The organism is Bacillus sp. BF2-3, assembly GCF_008368795.1.
Classification (GTDB): Bacteria; Bacillota; Bacilli; order Bacillales; family Bacillaceae_G; genus Bacillus_A; species Bacillus_A cereus.
Map to the genome: position 1 here is coordinate 140,601 of NZ_QOSA01000002.1, position 20,998 is coordinate 161,598.

Consider the following 20,998-nt stretch of genomic DNA (forward strand, 5'->3'; position numbering starts at 1 on the left):
AGGTTTTTTATTTTTCGAGAACACTCATATTCAAATTATAAGCTTTCTCAATATTTAACTTGTACGTCCCATTTCCAGTTTTAATCGAATTTTTATACCAATGTTCTTGGGTGTTTAATTCTGGATGTTCTTCTGAAGAAGTATTTTCGTTTTTCGTTAAATCTTCTACTTGTTCCCAAGGTGTACTTCCATGTGTTTCTTTTTGATTCGTTACTGCTGTTAAAGATACATCACTTTCTTTTGCAAGATGGACAGACACTCTTGAGCTTTCCTGTACAAACCAATTATTTTGTAATTGACCTGGATAAAGAGATAGTTCGTTATTGGAAGCACGGATTTCCACATTTTTATTTTGCGGAAGAACAAGCGTTGGTTTCACCTGTGGTGCTGAATTAAATAACGTATGCTGAACAGGTAATGATTTTAAAGTGATATACATCGTTTCTCCAGCCGTTTGAACTGAAAGGAAATCATCTCGTTTTAAATTGAGTTTTTCATTTGCTTTCGTTGTCATTTCATAAGTTCCCAAAAGATGAATTTGATTTGTATTATTTCCCTCTATCGTTAGAGGTTGATGGCCTGCATCTACTACGATTTTTTTGATAGATTCAGGTATATCAAATTGTCCGTCTGGAATATTACTCGTTTGCCTCGTTGTGTTAATAGAGTGACGAACTTCTTCTAGTAATCCAGTTGATAATAAACAGTAAAAAGCAATTCCGACGCTTCCTAAAACACCGATAAAGAAAATACTAAAAATATCATATTTAATAAATGATTGTTCCTTCTTAGAAAATAGAAGGTATAGTAAAACTTCAGCTCCAAGTATGATAAGTAAAACTGGCCACCATGCAGTTAGTGTATCTAATACTTGAATTCCTTTTACGACTGAAAATAGTAAAAAGCACCCTAACGATATAATAGAAAGCCCCATTGAGAATGTTCCAACACGCCAAGTCCTCATTCGCTTGTCCCACCTTTGTTTTCTTTATTTCCAAGTAACAATTTAAAGCCGCCGCCAATTAAAAGGAGCGCAACGATAGATGTCTGGAAATAGCGATAATATAGTTCACTAAGATGAATATTAAATATAGTTACAAAATAATCATTCAAAATAGGAAGGACTGTTTGATTTAATAAATAATAACCACCGAGTGTAATTAATCCGATACCGATCCATCTTTGATGATTTATAAAATAATCGATAATGGGTTCGTCTTGTACTCGTTCTTTTCCGTATTTTGCTGTTTGCTGTAACGCATCAAAAAAGCTATAGAACCAAATGATTGGTACTAAAAATAAAAACGCAGAAAGTCTTAATAAGTCGAGTAAATAAATAGATAGTAAAAAGGCTGCCATAAGCTGAAGACCACGGCGTTGTAAACCTAAATACATATGACCTGCTCCAGGGAACATCGCTAAAATAGAAGCAAATGTTTTACTTTTCTTTCCTTGCTCTCGATGTTCTTCAAAATCTTCGAAAATAGTACGGTCAATTAATTGCTCGTCGCGTTCTTTTTTCTGTAGTTGCTGAACAACGTCAAAGAAATTATAAATCCATAAAACAGGTAACGTAATAAGAAAGATAAGGAAACTTCCTTGAGATGTTAATAATGTCACAAATATAATCATGCTGCCTAAGCCAGCGCAAGCGACTAAAAACGTAAGACCGCGTTGCATAAGTCCTAATTGGAAATGGCCAAGTCCAGGGATGATGGATAGGAGAATGATATAAAATCGTTCGCTCTCTTTAGAGGAATTTATCAATTCTCCAGCTTCTTGTTTTTTCGTTTGTTTTATAATGGTGATAACTAAATCTAGTAAGTTAATTACCCATAGAACAGCTAGTAAAAATAGAGAAAGAAAAGCAATATCACGTTCTCTTACTACTATGGTACAAAATACTGCAAAGGAGAATAGAAATAAAGATCCTCCGCTATATAAAATAAACCGTCCTAGCTTTTTTAAGTATAAATGTCCAAGCCCAGGAATTAGCCCTAATACAAGTGCTAAAAAGGGGTTTTTATTCATGCTTTAAACCTCCGTCCTTTTTTGATGTATCTACCGATTTGTTTACAATTTGTTGTGAGATAGAAGAATCGTTATGTTTTGAAGATTTCTCGAAATTTGATGTCGCTGTAAAAATATATTGGAATAAACCACTTACCATAAAAATAATTGTAGCTGCAGTCGCAATTATGTAGTGAATAATTGTGCGTTTTAGTGAGTTTGTTTTTATATTTTCATTAGGTTGTAGCGTTTCAAAATTAATTTGCGTCATAACTTCGTTCGTAAATGAATCATCATTTATCATTGGAAGGTTTTCATGTTGTTCATCAATACTTTCCATATAAAGTGTTAAACAATGATCACATTCGTAAAGATGTTCTTCCATAGATTCACGTTTATTGTTTTCTATAAAATCTAATGTATAATTGCGCCAATCTTCTTTTGAATAATGCATCATAGAAACTCTTCCTCCTTCCAATGTTTTTTAATCCATTTTCGTGCCCGATACAGTTTCATTTCGACTGTTTTTACTTCGATGTTTTCCTGTAAAGCAATTTCTTGATAACTTTTTTCTTCTAAGTAATGTGCGAGAACGACGTCACGGTAATTTTCGGGAAGTTCTCTCAGTTTTTGAGCAATGAGTAATTTCTGCTCTTTCGTCAATAATAAAGCCTCAATATTATGAGAGGACTTTATATTTTCCTCAGCTTCTTTACATAAGGAGAGTTCTTCACTTTCTCTAGCTTTCTTCCTCTTATAATCAATAGCGTGATTGGTGGCAATACGCGCCATCCACGTTTTTAATCCGCGAAATTGATAATTTGGGAGAGAGGTGTGAATTTTTACGAATACTTCTTGTGTAACATCTTTCGCATCTTCTTCATGTCTTAAAATAGAAAAGATAACTTGAAAAATATAATGACGATATGTTTGTACAAGGATACGAAAAGCATGCTCGCTTCCTTGCTGTGCTTTTTCAATTAATTGTTTTTCCTCAATGGGTCTCTCCCTCCTTTTTGACGCATTCTATTATATAGACGTAAAGAATGATAAGTCACCCTACACATATTGTAAAAAAAAGAATAATATATTTTTTGCAGGAGAGCTAGATGAAAAAAGGTGTGAAAAAATGGTAAAGAGAAGTATATAATGAGCAAGTAGGAAATGTTACACGGAGAAAGGATGTGAATGTTAGTAGGGGAAGGGCCATACTAACAAACATGAAAATTAAAATATTAATAGCGGATGATAACTCTTTTATTAGAGAGGGCATGAAAATTATTTTAAATACATACGAAGAGTTCGAAGTAGTAGATACTGTAAATGATGGGGAAGAAGCTGTAGCATATTGTAAAAAGCATGAAGTTGATATTGCTCTTTTAGATGTTCGCATGCCAAATATGAACGGGGTAGAGGCGACGAAGTTCATTTGTGAAGAGACGAAAACAAAACCGCTTATTTTAACGACGTTTGATGATGATGAATATATTTTGGATGCAGTAAAAAACGGAGCGAAAGGTTATTTGTTAAAAAATAACGATCCGGAGCGTATTCGTGATGCGATAAAAGGAGTATATAACGGTCAAACTGTTATGCAAGATGTTGTCCTCGATAAAATTAAGTCTAATTTAATGGAAAGTAAAGAGGAAGAATGTAAAATTGATAAGAGCCTTTTCACAGAAAGGGAGCTTAGTATTATCGCATTAATTGCAAAAGGTTTCTCGAATAAAGAAATTTCGAAACAGCTTTTTATATCTGAAGGAACAATTGCAAATTATATTACGTCAGTTTTAGGGAAAACTGGACTTGAACATCGCACACAAATTGCGATTTATTACTTAACAGGGAAAGTAGATTAGTGATATGGAATTTTGGCTAACTGTAAGTAAATTAATTGTCTTTTTATATATTGTGTTTAGTTATATTTACGCAAATGTAGTAAATTTACCTTGGGTTATATTTACTTTACTTATTTACCTCTCTGTAAACGTAATGATTTCTATATTTAAAAAAGATACGTATAAAAAATTATTAATCTGTATGTCAATTGGCATAATTATGTTATTTACATGGAGGGTTCATCCATTTTTTATTTTGTTTTTACCTTTGAACTTATACGAAATTACATTCCATTACATAGAAAAGAATTGGCCACGCTTTGTTGTTATGATGCTCCCAGTTACGATTGCAGATGAAAGTATTCGAATGACTTATGGATTAATTGTTGCATTTTCTTTTCTCGTTTTAACTATAGCAGATCGATATATATCGCGTGTAGTAAAGCTTGAATCGCAAAATGATAAGATGCGAAAAGATATGCAACGACTTACGAAAAGCTTACATGAAAATAAAGAGTACATAAGACAATCTGAATACACATTTAAGCTAGAAGAGAGAAATCGGTTATCGCAAGAAATTCATGATAAAATTGGTCACTCGATGACGGGTGCACTTATTCAAATGGAAGCAGCAAAAAGGTTAATGGAAATAGATAAAGAAAAATCTGCGGAGTTATTACAAAATGCAATTCACATTTCAAAAGATGGAATTGAAAGTATTCGCATTACATTAAAAAATATGAAGCCTCCAACTGAGCAAATTGGCATTCATCGTATGAAATTATTCATAGAGGAATTTGCCGGTAAGAATGATGTGAATATTCCTTTTGTATACAAAGGGAACTTAGATATGATTTCTCCCATTCAGTGGAAAATTATCGGTGAGAATGTTACAGAAGCACTAACAAATGCAATGAAATATGCTGATGCGACAGTTATTTCTATAGATATTCATGTACTTAACAAGATGGTTAAGGTGCAAGTGAAGGATAACGGAAAAGGGGTAGCTCTTGTTAAAAAAGGTCTCGGTATTATGGGGATGGAGGAGCGAACGGCGTCTGTAAACGGAAAAATTATTGTAGATGGGACAAGTGGTTTTTCAGTAACGATGTTGTTGCCAATATAAAGAGAATGGTACGAGGATGAACCATCTCATATGAAAAAAGTGAATATTCTCATGTGAAAAGAATGAACTTCTGCACTGAGCAGGTTCATTCTTTTTGTTTATACTAAAAGCAGAGAAACCGAAATAGGGGTGAAAATGATGAATACATTAGAAATTAAAAATTTAACGAAAAAATTTGGTGATTTCATCGCAGTTGATAATATGTCTTTATCTATTAAAGAAGGAGAAATATTTGGCTTTTTAGGATCAAATGGTGCTGGTAAGAGTACAACGATAAATATGATTGCTGGTTTGTTAAGAAGTAATGAAGGTGAGATTAGCATACTAGGAAAAAATATAAAGAAACATAATCGATTTGCGAAAATGAATATCGGTATTGTTCCGCAAGATATTGCGATTTATGAAGAGTTAACTGCCTATGAAAATGTGAAATTCTTTGCTGGATTGTACGGGTTACGAGGAGCCGAATTAAAAGCTAGGGTAGAGGAAGCTCTTCAATTTGTAGGACTTAGTGATAAACAGAAAAGCTATCCGAAGAACTTTTCTGGTGGGATGAAGCGAAGACTGAATATCGCTTGTGCAATTGCTCATAGACCGAAGTTAATTATTATGGATGAGCCGACAGTTGGAATTGATCCACAGTCAAGAAACTACATTTTGCAGTCAGTACGTAAATTAAATGAAATGGGAAGTACAATTATTTATACGAGTCACTACATGGAAGAGGTAGAAGAGATTTGTACGAAAATAGCGATAGTAGATCACGGTAAAGTAATTGCAGAAGGTACGAAAGAACAGTTAAAAGCAATTATTACTGACACGAAAGATATTTGGATTGAAGTGAAATCGGTAGAGAATTTAGATGTAGAAAAATTAAAAGAGATAAACGGTGTGAAAGCAGTTCAAATTGAAGAAAACGTAATTAAAGTGAATTCTGATGCGGGATTAAATAATTTAAATAAAATCATTCAACACTGTATCAATCATGATATTGAAATTCGTTCATTAGAGGAGCAGGCTCCCAACTTAGAAACAGTATTCCTTACATTGACAGGAAGAAACTTACGAGATAAATAAAAAGTAAATGAAGAAAAGGTAAAGGGAGGTTCATCAATTGAACATCTTCAATATTGCAATTATGCATATTAAAAGAGATTTCAGAGACGTAAGAACTTTAGTTTTTATGTTAGCATTTCCGATTGTGCTTATGCTTGTGTTAGGAACAGCGTTAACCAACGCATTTAATAGTGATAGTCATTCGATTAAAGATATACAAGTGCTATATAAAGATGAAGCGAGTAGCACGTTTTCTCAATCATTTGAAGCATTTACGAAAGAAGTGGATAAATCAGGTATTCATTTTAAAAAAGCTTCCGGCAGTATAGATGGGAAAGAAGAAGTGAAGCAAAATAAATATGCCGCTTATGTAGAGTTAAATAAAGATGGTGCAAAATTTTATGGGAGTGACAAAAGTAGTATTGAGGGAAGTATTGTGGAAGGAATGCTTACAACATTTGTTGATAAGTACAATGTAGCGGTCGAAGTTGCAAAAGTAGATCCTACTAAGGTTAGTACGGTTATTTCAAACGGAAATCATAATGATTATATAAAAGAAACATCTTTACAAGCTGCGAAAAAACCAGGTTCTATGGATTACTATGCGGTTGTAATGACAACGATGATTGCACTATATGCTGCGATGGGAGCGAGTTCTTTAATTCGAGGAGAACGAATACGTAAAACAGGAGATCGTCTCATTGCTGCACCTATAACGAAAGCGGAAATTTTTATCGGGAAAATATTGGGTAATATGGTGGCGAATGCACTGTGCATACTACTTGTCGTTTTATTTAGTAAATTTGTTTTTCAAGCTAACTGGGGCGATCATCTTGGAGTTGTCTTACTTATTTTACTAACAGAAGTCCTTTTAGCAACTAGCTTCGGCCTCGGCATCGGATATATTACAAAAACAGGTGAAGCATCTAGAGCAATTATTTTAGTTATCGTACAACTAGCTTCTATTTTTGGCGGGGCATACTTCGTAGTAGAAGAAAATTTCATTACGAATTTATCACCATTAACGTGGGCAAACACTGCCGTTATGAAAATTATTTATGCAAATGATGTAGGGGCGGCACTACCAGTCATCTCTTTAAATATCGGAATCTCAGCACTCTTTTTATTCATATCGATTATCGCATTACGCAGACGGGAGGGGCTATAGTATGAAAGATATTTTATGGCTTATGCAAAAAACATTATCAGTCCTTTTGAAAAATAAAAAAGGGTTACTCATTATTATTAGCTTGCCGATAATAGGAACGTTAATCTCCTTTTCAATATATGGAAATGCGGGGCAAGGGACGTTAAATATCGGAGTTATAAATAAAGAAAATGAGTCGATAGCAAATGATACGGTGAAATTTTTAGAAGAAATCAATCATGTAAAAGTAAGTAAAGTGAAAGAATCTGAAGTAGAAGATAAACTCACTTCAAAAAAACTTGATGGAGTGATTACGTTACAGTCTGGTTTTTCAGAAAGTGTCCGAGAAGGAAAACCAAGCAATATTGAAATTTCATCGATTAAAGGTGATCAAGTAACAGCGTTTATTAAGTCATATTTGTACAATTATATTGATAATGTAGCAGCGATAAGTAAAGTAGCAGGAACAGATCAAAGTGTATTTGATACGATGTACGCAGGATATCAAAAAAGTTCATTTAAAGTGAAGACTGAGACGTTAGAAGATACTTCGAAAAATAAAGATATGACGAACCAAACCATGGGTTATCTTATTATGTTTATGTTATTTTCAGCAGTGAACTTATCAGGCTATATTTTAAAAGAAAAAGAGAATAGAACGTACTTTAGATTATTATCCACGCCGATAGATGGAAAGAAATTTATATTATCTAACGTCGGGGTAAATATGATTATATTAACAGTACAAATTATGATTACAATCCTATTCTTAACGAATGTTTTTCATACGAATATCAATATGCCCTTCATCGTTATGGTTGGTGTACTGATGATATTTGCTTTAATAGCGATTGGAATGTCGTTAGTAATTGTTGCTTTTTCAAAAAACTCATCATCGGCAAATGCGATGCAAAACATGGTCATTGTACCAACATGCTTACTAGCGGGTTGTTATTTCCCATATGACATTATGCCAAGTGCAGTACAAAAAGTAGCTAATTTTCTTCCACAGCGCTGGTTGTTAGACACAGTATCGAAACTACAACAAGGAATACCATTCTCGGAGTTGTATTTAAACATTTTAATTTTATTCGCTTTCGCAATTGCATTCTTCTTAATTGCGATTTATAAGTTTGGAAGAAATAATGATGCGAGAAATTTTGTTTAATGTGAAAAGGATGTGACGTTAAGTCACATCCTTTTTTGTATGAAGCATGAAATCTAAATTTGAATGACAAAATAGAAAGGTGGAAAGAAAATGATCGGAAGGAAATCAAAATGATTAAAAAAATATTGCGAGTTACTTCTATTGTTATTGCTATTTTCGTTTTTATTTTAATATGGATGCATATCGATGTTACCTTAGGTAGGAAAATGGAAGCTGGGAAAAACATGCCGACAGAGTATGCGCCTCATTATAGTGACTTTCAATTATATGTAGAAGGGAAGTCTTTTTATAAACAATTATTTACTGATATAAGAGAAGCGAAAAGCTCCATTTACACGTATTTCTTCATTTTGTCGGATGATAAAAGTAGCCATACTTTTTTAAACTTATTAAAAGAGAAGGCAAAAGAAGGAGTAAACGTCTATTTATCCGTTGATCGCATTAATGATTTATCATTTGAAAGAAAGATGAAAAATGAATTGCAGGAAAATGGTGTGCATTTTACATATAGTAGAAAACCTGAATTACCATTCGGCTTTTATTCTCTTCATCATCGTAATCATCGCCGTATTACGACGATTGATGGGGAGATTGGCTATACAGGCGGATTTAATATAGGAGATGAGTACTTAGGGAAAGATAAGCGATTTGGATATTGGCGTGATTATCATGTACGACTTAAAGGAGAAGGAGCAAAAGATTTAGAACAGCAATTCGCTTTAGACTGGAAACGAGATACGAAAGAAGAGATAAAGAGAAGTACGAATAAAGCTAGTAAAGGGAATACATTACATACTATGACTAGTTACAATGGGCATTACGTTGCTGAAAAATATATAGAGCTCATAAAACAAGCTCAGCACTCCATTGTAATTGCAACACCGTATTTTATAGCGAAAAATAAAGAATCTATGAATGCTTTAATCGCGGCGCAAAAGCGTGGTGTTACAGTAAAAATACTTTGGTCATATAAACCGGATCTACCTCTTATAAAAGAAGCGGCGTATCCATACATACGTCAAGCTGTTAATAATGGAATTACTGTATATGGTTATAAAAAAGGAATGTTCCATGGTAAATTAATGCTTATTGATAATGAATTAACCGTTATTGGTACAACAAACTTTACTTCGCGTAGCTTCAATATAAATGATGAAATGAATTTTTATATTTATGGTGGTCCTATTGTAGGACAAGTTAATAAGGCGTTAACAGAGGATTTTCATGATTCGAAAGAAATGACGAAAGAGTTTTTTGAAAAGTTATCTTTTTGGGAGCGTTGTAAGGAGAAAGTGGCGGGATTGGTTGACTTCTATTTGTGATGATGAATTAGGAAAGGGTGCCTACAAAAGGCACCCTTTTTTGGTGGGAAATCATTATTTTTCATGCACCAGCATCGTAACATCATCATTGATCAACGTCCCCACATGTTCGCCTAAACATATTTTCTTCATGACACCAGGCTCATCAAAGTTAAAGACGTGTGCTGGTAAATTGTAGTCCCGGGCAAGCAGTAATGCCGCTTGATCCATGACTTGTATATTTTGTCTAACGACATCATTATAGTTTAGTTTGCTGTACATTTTTGCTGATTTGTTATGCTTCGGATCACTTGTAAAAACGCCATCGACACCTTGTTTTGCGACTAATATGGCATCACTATTCATTTCAATGGCTCTTTGTACACTTGGATAATCTGTCGTCACGAACGGTTGCCCGTTTCCGCCTCCAAAGATAACGATATAACCGTTATCTAAATGGTGGACTGCACGCAAGCGAATGTATGGTTCAGCTACTGCATTAAATGGAATGGACGTCATAACGCGTACTTCTCTATTTGTTTTACTTGTTAAAACACCGCGAAGCATTAAGCTGTTAATGATTGTACCTAACGTACCGATATTATCAGCTTCTACGCGATCGATTCCCCATTCTTCAGCTAGATGCCCCCTAAAAATGTTACCGCCACCGATGACGATGGATACTTCGATACCTAAATCAACAATGGATAAAATTTCGTTTGCGATATGTTCTAATCGTTTGGAGTTAAAGCTATTTCCAGTTTGATCGGCAAGTGCACCGCCGCTTAATTTAATTAAGACACGTTTATATGGCCTCATAACAATTCCCCCTATATAGATCGCAATAAAAAAGGAACAAAGGCGAATGCCTTTGTTCCTTTTTAAGAAAATGAAAAAGAAAAGAAGAAGATAGGACGAATTGCTTTGTATAGTTTTTCATAACATCCACTCCTTTTCATTTTGATTTGTTTTAAGTATATATCTTTTTGATTATACGAAACAATCTGATTACTTATCAAGTTTATTTTATCGTTTTTTAACAAAATGGTGTCAATGAAAAAAAGAAGAAAAATATTTGAATTTTTTGTGACGAACTTGTAGGTTTTTGTATGATTTTGTAGGTTCGCTTATAAGATGTGTGAGTAGCTTTTATAAATTCAAATTGAAAGCGTTCGCATGAAGGGGATGAACATAAATGAAAAAATTCGGATTGGCAACACAAATTTTTGTCGCGCTTGTTTTAGGGATTGTAGTAGGGGCAGTCTTTTATGGCAATAAAACGGCGATTTCTTATATCACACCAATTGGGGATATATTTATTCACTTAATTAAGATGATTGTAGTACCAATTGTTATTTCAGCATTAATTGTTGCAGTAGCTGGTGTAGGAGATATGAAGAAGCTTGGGAAACTGGGTGGTAAGACAATTCTTTATTTCGAAATTATTACGACGATTGCTATTTTAATGGGATTACTTGCAGCGAATATATTCCAACCAGGTACTGGCGTTGATATGAGTAATTTACAGCAAAGTGATATTTCTTCTTATAAACAAACTGCAGATGCAACAGAGAAGAAAGGTTTTGCTGAGACAATTGTTCACATTGTACCGAAAAACGTATTTGAATCGATTGCACAAGGTGACCTATTACCGATTATATTCTTCTCAGTATTGTTCGGCTTAGGAGTTGCGGCAATTGGGGAAAAAGGAAAGCCTGTTTTTAACTTTTTTGAAGGCGTACTCGAAGCCATGTTTTGGGTTACAAATCAAGTTATGAAATTTGCACCATTTGGTGTATTCGCATTAATTGCCGTTACGGTTGCAAAATTTGGTGTAGCGACATTACTTCCGCTAGGAAAACTAGTGCTAGCTGTATACGTAACTGTTATACTATTCGTTGTGATTGTATTAGGTATTAATGCACGAATGGTTGGAGTAAACATTTTTACATTAATGAAAATTTTAAAAGAAGAATTGATTCTTTCGTTTACGACAGCAAGTTCAGAAGCTGTTTTACCTAATATAATGAGAAAAATGGAAGAGTTCGGTTGTCCAAAGGCAGTTGCCTCTTTCGTAATTCCGACAGGTTATACATTTAACTTGACTGGATCGGCTATTTATCAAGCGTTAGCGGCATTGTTTGTTGCACAAATGTACGGTGTGCACATGTCACTAACGGAGCAAATAACGTTATTATTCGTTCTCATGTTAACATCCAAAGGTATGGCGGGAGTTCCAGGTGCATCGTTCGTTGTTGTATTAGCAACGTTAGGTTCGATGGGGTTACCACTAGAAGGTATCGCGTTAATTGCGGGAATTGACCGCATTTTAGATATGATTCGCTCATCTGTCAATGTATTAGGAAATGCATTAGCGGCCATTGTTATGTCGAAGTGGGAAGGCGAATTCGATAATGAGAAAGCAAAACAATATGTAGAAACAGTCAAAGAAACAAAAGCAGCATAAGAAATCGTTAAGGAGTGAATAATCATGGCAACATTAACTGAAGTTAAAAATGGTGTTCGAATTGAAAAAGATTTTTTAGGTGAAAAAGAAGTACCAAACTATGCATACTACGGCGTACAAACAATGCGTGCAGTTGAAAACTTCCCGATTACAGGATACAAAATCCATGAAGGTTTAATTAAAGCGTTCGCAGTTGTAAAAAAAGCAGCAGCGCTTGCTAATACAGATGTAGGAAGATTGGAATTGAACAAGGGTGGTGCGATCGCAGAGGCTGCTCAAGAAATTCTTGATGGAAAATGGCATGATCATTTCATCGTAGATCCAATTCAGGGCGGAGCAGGTACTTCAATGAACATGAATGCAAATGAAGTCATTGCCAATCGTGCTCTTGAATTATTAGGAATGGAAAAGGGAGACTATCACTATATTAGTCCAAATAGTCATGTAAACATGGCGCAATCCACAAACGATGCATTCCCAACGGCGATTCATATCGCTACATTAAACGCATTAGAAGGTTTATTACAAACGATGGGTTATATGCATGATGTATTTGAAATAAAAGCAGAACAGTTTGACCATGTTATTAAAATGGGTCGTACACATTTACAAGACGCTGTGCCAATTCGTCTTGGGCAAGAATTTAAAGCATACTCTCGTGTGCTTGAACGTGATATGAAACGAATTCAGCAATCACGTCAACACTTATATGAAGTGAACATGGGAGCAACTGCAGTTGGTACAGGCTTAAATGCAGATCCAGAATATATTGAAGCGGTTGTAAAACATTTAGCTGCAATTAGTGAACTGCCACTTGTTGGTGCAGAAGACTTAGTAGATGCAACGCAAAATACGGATGCATACACAGAAGTATCAGCAGCACTTAAAGTATGTATGATGAATATGTCTAAAATTGCGAATGACCTTCGCTTAATGGCATCAGGTCCACGCGTTGGTTTAGCGGAAATTATGCTACCAGCTCGTCAACCAGGTTCATCTATTATGCCAGGGAAAGTAAATCCTGTTATGCCAGAAGTAATTAATCAAATTGCGTTCCAAGTCATTGGTAACGACCATACAATTTGCCTTGCTTCAGAAGCAGGACAATTAGAATTAAACGTTATGGAACCAGTACTTGTTTTCAACTTACTTCAATCAATTAGCATTATGAATAACGGTTTCCGTGCCTTTACAGATAATTGCTTAAAAGGAATTGAAGCGAATGAAGATCGCTTAAAAGAGTATGTTGAGAAGAGTGTAGGAATTATTACAGCCGTGAACCCTCATATCGGTTATGAAGCAGCAGCTCGCGTTGCAAAAGAAGCAATCGCGACAGGGCAATCCGTTCGAGAACTTTGTGTGAAAAATGGTGTACTGTCACAAGAAGACTTAGAATTAATTCTAGATCCATTCGAAATGACACACCCAGGGATTGCAGGAGCAACTCTTTTAAAGAAAAATTAAAAGAAGAGGGGGGACAAGCCCCTCTTTTTTGTTTACAATATAGAAATGCTATATATGAATAGAGGTAGGGATGTTATGAGCAAGTTTACAGTAGCTTCTAATGGTGCATTAGAAACAACATTAAGAGGAGCAGAAGTATTATCAACACCACTTTTAAATAAAGGGGTAGCTTTCACACAAAATGAAAGAGAAGAGTTAGGTTTAAAAGGGTTATTACCGCCAGCGGTTTTAACGTTAGAAGAACAGGCACGCCGAGCATACGAACAATTTAGTTCTCAGCCGGATGATTTATTAAAGAATGTATACTTAACTGCGTTACATGATCGAAATGAAGTATTATTTTATCGTATATTAACAGATCATTTACGTGAAATGTTACCGATTGTATATACACCAACTGTCGGTGTAGCAATTCAAAGATATAGTCATGAATATCGTAAACCACGTGGCGTTTATTTATCAATTAACGATTCATCAGGTATCGAAGAAGCATTTACCAATATCGGTGCAACAGCTGAGAACATTGATTTAGTCGTTGTAACAGATGGAGAAGGCATATTAGGAATTGGTGACTGGGGCGTTGGTGGTATTAACATCGCAATCGGAAAATTAGCTGTTTACACTGCTGCAGTTGGAATCGATCCTAGTCGTGTATTACCAGTAATTTTAGATGTAGGTACAAACCGTGAGGAGCTATTAAACAATCCATTTTATATTGGAAATCGTCACCCTCGTATAACAGGTGAAGCTTACGATGAATTTATTGATACGTTTGTACAAGCGGTAAACAAACAATTCCCGAAAGCACTTTTACATTGGGAAGACTTTAGCTCTCGTAACGCACGAAAAATTTTAGATAAATATCGTCATGATGTTTGTACATTTAATGATGATATTCAAGGTACAGGTGCAGTTTCACTTGCGGCAGTATTATCGGCAGTGAAAGCTTCTGGTGTACCGCTAAGTGAACACCGCGTTGTTGTATTTGGTGCTGGTACGGCTGGAATCGGTATCGCAGATCAAGTTAGAGATGCGATGGTTCGCGTAGGCGTATCTGAAGAAGAATCATATAAGCGTTTCTGGTGTATTGATCGTAACGGGTTAGTTACAGATAATATGGAAGATCTTCTTGATTTCCAAATTCCGTACGCAAGAAAAGAAGCAGAAGTAAGTGAGTGGAAAGAAAATGATGTGATCGGACTTGCTGAAGTTGTGAAACATGTAAAACCGACAATTTTAATTGGTACATCTACTGTTGCAGGTGCATTTAAAGAAGAGATTATTAAAGAAATGGCTTCTCACGTAGAAAGACCAATCATTTTACCAATGTCGAATCCGACGCCACTTGCTGAAGCAAAACCAGCAGATTTAATCGAGTGGACAGAAGGAAGAGCGTTAGTTGCAACAGGAAGTCCATTTGAACCAGTTACATATAACGGTGTAACGTATGTGATTGGACAATCAAATAATGCACTTATTTTCCCAGGGCTTGGTCTTGGAACAATTGTAGTACGAGCAAGCGTCATGACGGATGGAATGTTCGCAGCGGCTGCTGAAGCAGTTGCAAGTATGGTAGATACAAGTCAGCCAGGAGCACCTATTTTACCAGAGGTCGAAGAATTACGTAATATCTCAGAAATGGTTGCAATTGAAGTAGCGAAAGTTGCAGTTGCAGAAGGTGTTGCAAGAGTGAACTTAAGTGATAACGATATCAAGATGGCAGTGCAAGAAGCAATGTGGAAGCCAGAGTATCGCCAAATAAAAGCGGTAGAAAAGGTTAGAATATAGAAAAAAAGCCCGTTTATAACAATAAGCGGGCTTTCACTTTTACTACTGAAAAAAAGTATAGGAAGTGTCACCTTTGAATTGGAATCAATTATGGAAGAAAGATATGTCCCTTTTAATTATATTAATGGTCGTTGTTCCGATTGCTGGGGAGCTGAACTTTCATCCCTTTAATGATACGTTTCGAGTTAGCTTCGGTACACCGCTATTCTTCTTTTTATTATTATTTTTAAGAAGAGTACCAGCAGGAGTTGCAGGTATTCTTGTTGGTATATCTGTAGTCTTATTCCGAGTATGTCTTGACTGGATCATGCAAGGTTCATTTCATATGACAGAATCATTTTATTTGCGTTATCCTGTGTTCTTCTATTATTTTATTTATGGCAGTTTTTTTTCGCTTTGTAGGGTAAATAAATTCCATCAGAAACCAATCATTATTGGATGCCTTGGAATTTCAATTGAAATTGTTGCAAGTATGTCAGAACTTGCGTTTTATCACATGTTAGTACTAGGTACAACAATAACGATTTCTGAAGTGAATAAACTTATTATTATTGCTATTTTTCGTAGTTTCTTTGCACTTGGTTTTTTAAATATGATGAATTTATATGAAACGAAATTAAAAGAATCGCAAGTTCGAAAAGAAAATGAAAATATGTTAATGCATCTTTCTAATTTATATGTGGAATCTGTTCATTTGAAAAAGACGTTACAAAATGCGGAGTTAATTACACAAGAAGCATATCAACTATATCGAAATTTACAAGTAAGCGCTGATTCAAGTAGTAAAACAGCATTGAAAATAGCGGGGGAAGTGCATGAAATAAAAAAGGATAATCAAAGGATATTTGCAGGATTATCTAAACTGTTATTAGATAAAAATGTGGCTGAATATGTAGAAGGACATGAGTTAGCAGAGATGATTGTTAGAATAAACGAGAAGTATGCTGAAATGCTAGAAAAGGATATACGTTTTTCTAAACATATAGAAGGTGAGCATGCTGCATACCACGTGTATACAGTGCTATCAATTTTTAATAACTTAGTTGCAAATGCAGTTGAAGCAATTGAAGATAAAGGTTTCGTTATTATTAAGCTATATAAAAGAAATCAGCATATATTTTTTGAAGTAATTGACGATGGGCCTGGTATTACACAAAAGTATAAGAAATTAGTATTTAAGCCAGGATTTACTTCCAAGTATGATCAAACGGGAACACCGTCAACTGGTATTGGGCTTTCTTACATAAATGAAATGGTAACAGAGCTAGGCGGAGAAGTGAAATTAGAAGACCGAGAAAATAAAAGAGGATGTAAGTTTATCGTTTGTTTACCAGAGGATAGTTTAAAGCAGGAAGGGGAATAGATTTGTTTTATTATATCGTAGACGATGATGAAGTTTTCCGTTCGATGCTTTCGCAAATTATTGAAGATGGAGATCTTGGAGAAGTAATTGGTGAGGCGGATGACGGAGCTTTTATTGAAGCGGATCAACTAAATTTTAAAAAAGTAGATATTTTATTTATTGATTTGTTGATGCCGATGAGGGACGGAATTGAAACAGTTCGTCACATTGCGTCAACTTTCACGGGGAAAATCATTATGATTTCTCAAGTGGAATCGAAGCAGCTTATAGGTGAGGCATATACACTTGGTGTAGAATATTATATTACAAAACCATTAAATAAAATCGAAGTTGTATCTGTTGTACGTAAAGTGATGGAGCGTATTAGATTGGAGCGTTCTATACACGATATTCAAAAATCATTGAATAACGTGTTTCAGTGGGAAAAACCGCAATTGCGTACTGAACCAGTGCAAGAAGGAAAAAAGATAGGGGATTTAGGGCGCTTTTTACTATCAGAACTCGGTATTGCGGGAGAGAATGGAAGTAAAGATTTACTTAGTATGCTGGAATATTTATATGGTCAAGAAAAGGCACAGACATTTGAGTTTGGCTTTCCTGCGTTAAAAGAAATTTTCCATCATATTACGATAAGAAAATTAGGGGATTTAGCTTTAGAGGCGGATATTGATAAAGAGAAAAAAGCGTCTGAACAAAGAGTACGTCGAGCTATTTATCAGTCGTTAAATCATTTGGCTTCTTTAGGATTAACAGACTTTTCAAATCCAAAATTTGAAAGCTATGCTCCAAAATTTTTCGATTTTACCGTAGTTAGAAAACGGATGACAGAAATGACGAAAGATGAACTCGCATCTTCTGGTCATACGCGAATTAATACAAAAAAGTTTATTCAAGTGTTGTATTTTGAGGCGAAGAGGTTGATGGAGATAGAGTGAAGAAGATGCTTATAAATAAGCATCTTCTTTTGTTAAATCAACATTTTATATTTTCTCGTGGAGCATGTAAAATGTTAAGTAAGAGAAAATGGTTTTATATTAAGGAAGTGTCAAAGCGATGAGTTTCACATTGAATAAATCGATTATTAAAGAAGTGTGCGGAGAGACCTCATATAAAAGAGGTGAAGCCTATTATAAATCAAATAAAGTAATAATAGATCATTACGATGAAAATAAAGAAATTTGTGAGGCGACAGTAAAAGGGAACGAGGATTTCCATGTTACAGTAGCAAAAGCCAAAAAGGGTGATGTTGTTGCAAAATGTAGTTGTCCTTCATTAGCGTCTTTTCAAACGTACTGTCAACATGTTGCAGCAGTATTAATACAAATAAACTATAATCAACAAACAGGTAGAATGAGCTCCACTAGTAGCAGAAATGATCAATTGACAAGTGGTATGTTTCAGCTGTTTGCAGACAAACCACTGAGGCCAAAAAGTAAACAACACCGTTTTGATACACGTGAAATATTAGATATTGAGTTTATATGTACACCAGTTGCTACGAGAAGTGGTGGGGCTCTTCTTGGAATTCAATTGAAACTTGCCAAAGTGTATTTCATAAATCATATTAGAGAATTTCTTTCTAAGGTGGAGAAAAGAGAGTCTTTTCATTGTTCAAATGAATTTACATATACACCAGATGTACATAGTTTTAAACAAGAAACGGATGCAATTATTCAGCAGCTCATTAAAATGTATCATAACGAAAAAATGTATGAAAATACGCTAGAAGTACATGCGAAACAAGATGAAAGTATGATATTTATACCACCAGCTTCATGGAAAGATATGCTCTTTTCACTTTCTAAAGCTGAATATGTACAGCTGAAACAAAATGAACAACTGTTTCAGGGATTACAAGTTTCAAAAGGGTTGTTGCCGTTACACTTTGAATTTACGAAGGGAAATAATGGCGGATTTACACTTCATATAGAGGGTTTAAATCGTGTACAAGTTATGGATATGTATAACAATGCACTTTATAGTGGGAAATTATATCACTTACACATTGAAGATTGTATGCGACTTATTGAATTACAAAAGATGATGAGTCGCTCAAATAGTAATCAGTTTTATATTCCAGAAAGTAAGATGGAACATTTCGTCGCGAAAGTTGTACCAGGATTAATGAAGCTCGGAACTGTACACATTGATGAAGTAATATCGGATCGTGTTGAAACACCTTCGCTAAAAGCGAAATTGTATTTAGACCGCGTGAAAAATCGCTTATTAGCAGGTCTTGAATTTCACTATGGGAACGTCATGATTAATCCGCTAGAAGAGGATGGACAGCCGTCTGTTTTTAATCGTGATGAGAAAAAGGAAAAAGAGATTTTAGACATTATGAGTGAAAGTGCTTTTGCAAAAACAGAAGGCGGTTACTTTATGCATAATGAAGAAGCTGAGTATAACTTTTTATATCACGTTGTGCCAACATTAAAAGGTTTAGTTGATATTTATGCGACAACAGCAATCAAATTGCGAATTAGTAAAGGGGATGCAGTTCCTCTTATTAGAGTGAGAAGAAAAGAAAGAATTGATTGGTTGTCATTTCGTTTTGATATAAAAGGAATACCAGAAGCAGAAATTAAAGGTGTATTAGCGGCTCTTGAAGAGAAACGTAAATATTATCGATTGGCGAATGGTTCGTTTTTATCGCTAGAGAGTAAAGAGTTTAATGAAATTAATCAGTTTATAAAAGAATCAGGTATTCGGAAAGAATTTTTACATGGAGAAGAGGTAAATGTTCCGCTTATTCGAAGTGTAAAATGGATGAACGGACTTCATGAAGGCAATGTTTTAAGTTTGGATGATTCTGTTCAAGAGTTAGTAGAAAACATTCAAAACCCGAAAAAATTAAAGTTTGCTGTGCCAAATACTTTAAATGCAGAAATGAGAAAGTATCAAGTATATGGGTTCGAATGGATGAAAACACTTGCTCATTACCGTTTTGGCGGTATTTTAGCAGATGATATGGGACTTGGAAAAACGTTGCAAAGCATTGCTTTTATAGATTCTGTTTTGACTGAGATTCGAGAAAAGAAACTGCCAATATTAGTCGTTTCACCATCATCTCTTGTTTATAATTGGTTTAGTGAATTGAAAAAATTCGCCCCGCATATTAGAGCAGTTATTGCAGATGGAATTCAAGCAGAGCGCCGGAAAATTTTGAAAGATATAACGGAATTTGATGTTGTAATTACGTCATATCCATTACTGAGAAGAGATATAAGATTGTATGCAAGACCATTTCATACACTATTCCTTGATGAAGCGCAGGCGTTTAAAAACCCTACAACGCAAACGGCAAGAGCTGTGAAAACAATTCAAGCTGAATACCGTTTTGGGCTAACGGGTACACCTGTAGAAAATTCATTAGAAGAGCTATGGTCTATCTTCCATGTCGTCTTCCCAGAATTATTACCAGGAAGAAAAGAGTTCGGTGATTTAAGGCGTGAAGATATAGCGAAGCGAGTGAAACCATTCGTATTAAGACGATTAAAAGGGGACGTATTAAATGAGTTGCCAGAGAAAATAGAGCACTTACAATCATCGGAGTTATTACCCGATCAAAAGAGTCTTTATGCTGCTTATTTAGCGAAGTTAAGGGAAGAAACGTTAAAGCATTTAGACAAAGATACGTTACGTAAAAATAAAATTAGAATTTTAGCTGGTTTAACGAGATTGCGACAAATTTGTTGCCATCCTGCTTTATTTGTTGATGATTACAAAGGAAGTTCAGCTAAATTTGAACAACTGTTAGAGATTTTAGAGGAATGTAGAAGTACAGGAAAGAGAATATTAATTTTTTCTCAATTTACGAAGATGCTTTCCATTATTGGTCGTGAGTTAAATCGCCAAGCAATTCCATACTTTTATTTAGACGGGAGTACACCAGCACAGGAACGTGTAGAGCTGTGCAATCGGTTTAACGAAGGAGAAGGGGATCTATTTCTCATTTCTTTAAAAGCTGGTGGTACCGGACTTAATTTAACTGGTGCAGATACAGTAATATTATACGATTTATGGTGGAATCCAGCTGTTGAACAACAAGCGGCTGATAGAGCGTATCGAATGGGGCAAAAAAATACAGTACAAGTTATAAAGCTAGTAGCCCACGGAACAATTGAGGAGAAAATGCATGAACTGCAAGAAAGTAAGAAAAATTTAATTGCTGAAGTGATTGAGCCAGGAGAAGAAAAATTAGCATCCATTACGGAGGAAGAAATAAGAGATATTTTAATGATTTAATATGAAAAAGCTATGCTTTCAC

General features: G+C 35.0%; 17 protein-coding genes. 12 read left to right on the plus strand and 5 right to left on the minus strand.

Annotated elements, in window-relative coordinates; genetic code table 11:
* Window positions 1-7: 7 nt before the first annotated feature.
* Genes exsE through DN401_RS02915 form a run of 4 tightly spaced genes read right to left on the minus strand, consistent with a single transcriptional unit; the run spans window position 8 to window position 3,009 of the window.
* Complete coding sequence (gene exsE, locus DN401_RS02900) at window positions 8-964, minus strand: exosporium protein ExsE (protein ID WP_001261429.1); 957 nt, start codon at window positions 962-964, stop codon at window positions 8-10.
* On the minus strand, window positions 961-2,031 hold the full coding sequence (locus tag DN401_RS02905; RefSeq protein ID WP_001039115.1) for a hypothetical protein: 1,071 nt from the start codon (window positions 2,029-2,031) through the stop codon (window positions 961-963). The genes exsE and DN401_RS02905 overlap by 4 nt, the downstream gene beginning before the upstream one ends.
* A complete protein-coding gene (locus tag DN401_RS02910; RefSeq protein ID WP_000972340.1) occupies window positions 2,024-2,467 on the minus strand; it encodes a hypothetical protein in 444 nt (147 codons plus the stop codon). Before DN401_RS02910 ends, DN401_RS02905 begins: the two co-directional genes overlap by 8 nt.
* Entirely contained in the window at window positions 2,464-3,009 is a 546-nt protein-coding gene (locus DN401_RS02915; protein WP_256737415.1) for an RNA polymerase sigma factor, read from the minus strand. The genes DN401_RS02910 and DN401_RS02915 overlap by 4 nt, the downstream gene beginning before the upstream one ends.
* Before the next feature lie 221 nt (window positions 3,010-3,230).
* Here DN401_RS02915 and DN401_RS02925 point away from each other — a divergent pair, with 221 nt between their 5' ends.
* From DN401_RS02925 to DN401_RS02950, 6 genes are all read left to right on the plus strand, one after another.
* Window positions 3,231-3,869: a response regulator transcription factor gene (locus DN401_RS02925; RefSeq protein ID WP_000694093.1), complete on the plus strand. Its 639-nt coding sequence runs from the start codon at window positions 3,231-3,233 to the stop codon at window positions 3,867-3,869.
* Between the two features lie 4 nt (window positions 3,870-3,873).
* Window positions 3,874-4,974, plus strand: coding sequence for a sensor histidine kinase (locus tag DN401_RS02930; protein ID WP_000397694.1), 1,101 nt, complete (start codon window positions 3,874-3,876; stop codon window positions 4,972-4,974).
* A gap of 138 nt (window positions 4,975-5,112) precedes the next feature.
* Complete coding sequence (locus tag DN401_RS02935) at window positions 5,113-6,051, plus strand: ABC transporter ATP-binding protein (protein WP_001093818.1); 939 nt, start codon at window positions 5,113-5,115, stop codon at window positions 6,049-6,051.
* Window positions 6,052-6,088: 37 nt separating this feature from the next.
* Window positions 6,089-7,198: an ABC transporter permease gene (locus tag DN401_RS02940; protein ID WP_001020157.1), complete on the plus strand. Its 1,110-nt coding sequence runs from the start codon at window positions 6,089-6,091 to the stop codon at window positions 7,196-7,198.
* 1 nt (window position 7,199) lies between these two features.
* On the plus strand, window positions 7,200-8,345 hold the full coding sequence (locus DN401_RS02945) for an ABC transporter permease (RefSeq protein ID WP_127063901.1): 1,146 nt from the start codon (window positions 7,200-7,202) through the stop codon (window positions 8,343-8,345).
* A gap of 110 nt (window positions 8,346-8,455) precedes the next feature.
* Entirely contained in the window at window positions 8,456-9,667 is a 1,212-nt protein-coding gene (locus DN401_RS02950) for a phospholipase D-like domain-containing protein (protein WP_000591939.1), read from the plus strand.
* A 54-nt stretch (window positions 9,668-9,721) separates the two neighbouring features.
* Here the strand turns inward: DN401_RS02950 and pyrH are convergent, their stop codons facing one another.
* A complete protein-coding gene (pyrH, locus tag DN401_RS02955; RefSeq protein WP_001248059.1) occupies window positions 9,722-10,465 on the minus strand; it encodes a UMP kinase in 744 nt (247 codons plus the stop codon).
* 376 nt (window positions 10,466-10,841) lie between these two features.
* On the opposite strand from pyrH, the gene DN401_RS02960 reads away from it, so the two are divergent.
* The 6 genes from DN401_RS02960 to DN401_RS02985 all read left to right on the plus strand — a co-directional run bounded on the left by DN401_RS02960 (window position 10,842) and on the right by DN401_RS02985 (window position 20,976).
* A complete protein-coding gene (locus DN401_RS02960; RefSeq protein ID WP_000713293.1) occupies window positions 10,842-12,113 on the plus strand; it encodes a cation:dicarboxylate symporter family transporter in 1,272 nt (423 codons plus the stop codon).
* 24 nt (window positions 12,114-12,137) lie between these two features.
* Window positions 12,138-13,577 carry an aspartate ammonia-lyase gene (gene aspA, locus DN401_RS02965; RefSeq protein WP_000224188.1) on the plus strand — a complete coding sequence of 480 codons (1,440 nt, stop codon included), beginning with the start codon at window positions 12,138-12,140 and terminating at the stop codon, window positions 13,575-13,577.
* Window positions 13,578-13,652: 75 nt separating this feature from the next.
* Window positions 13,653-15,365 (plus strand): oxaloacetate-decarboxylating malate dehydrogenase, encoded by a 1,713-nt coding sequence (gene malS, locus DN401_RS02970; RefSeq protein WP_002195357.1) that lies wholly within the window; start codon window positions 13,653-13,655, stop codon window positions 15,363-15,365.
* Window positions 15,366-15,429: 64 nt separating this feature from the next.
* Window positions 15,430-16,728 (plus strand): sensor histidine kinase, encoded by a 1,299-nt coding sequence (locus DN401_RS02975; RefSeq protein WP_002023846.1) that lies wholly within the window; start codon window positions 15,430-15,432, stop codon window positions 16,726-16,728.
* Window positions 16,729-16,730: 2 nt separating this feature from the next.
* Window positions 16,731-17,663 carry a response regulator gene (locus tag DN401_RS02980; protein ID WP_000500302.1) on the plus strand — a complete coding sequence of 311 codons (933 nt, stop codon included), beginning with the start codon at window positions 16,731-16,733 and terminating at the stop codon, window positions 17,661-17,663.
* A 118-nt stretch (window positions 17,664-17,781) separates the two neighbouring features.
* Window positions 17,782-20,976, plus strand: a complete 3,195-nt coding sequence (locus DN401_RS02985; RefSeq protein ID WP_000011045.1) for a DEAD/DEAH box helicase — start codon at window positions 17,782-17,784, stop codon at window positions 20,974-20,976.
* The last annotated feature ends 22 nt before the right edge of the window (window positions 20,977-20,998 follow it).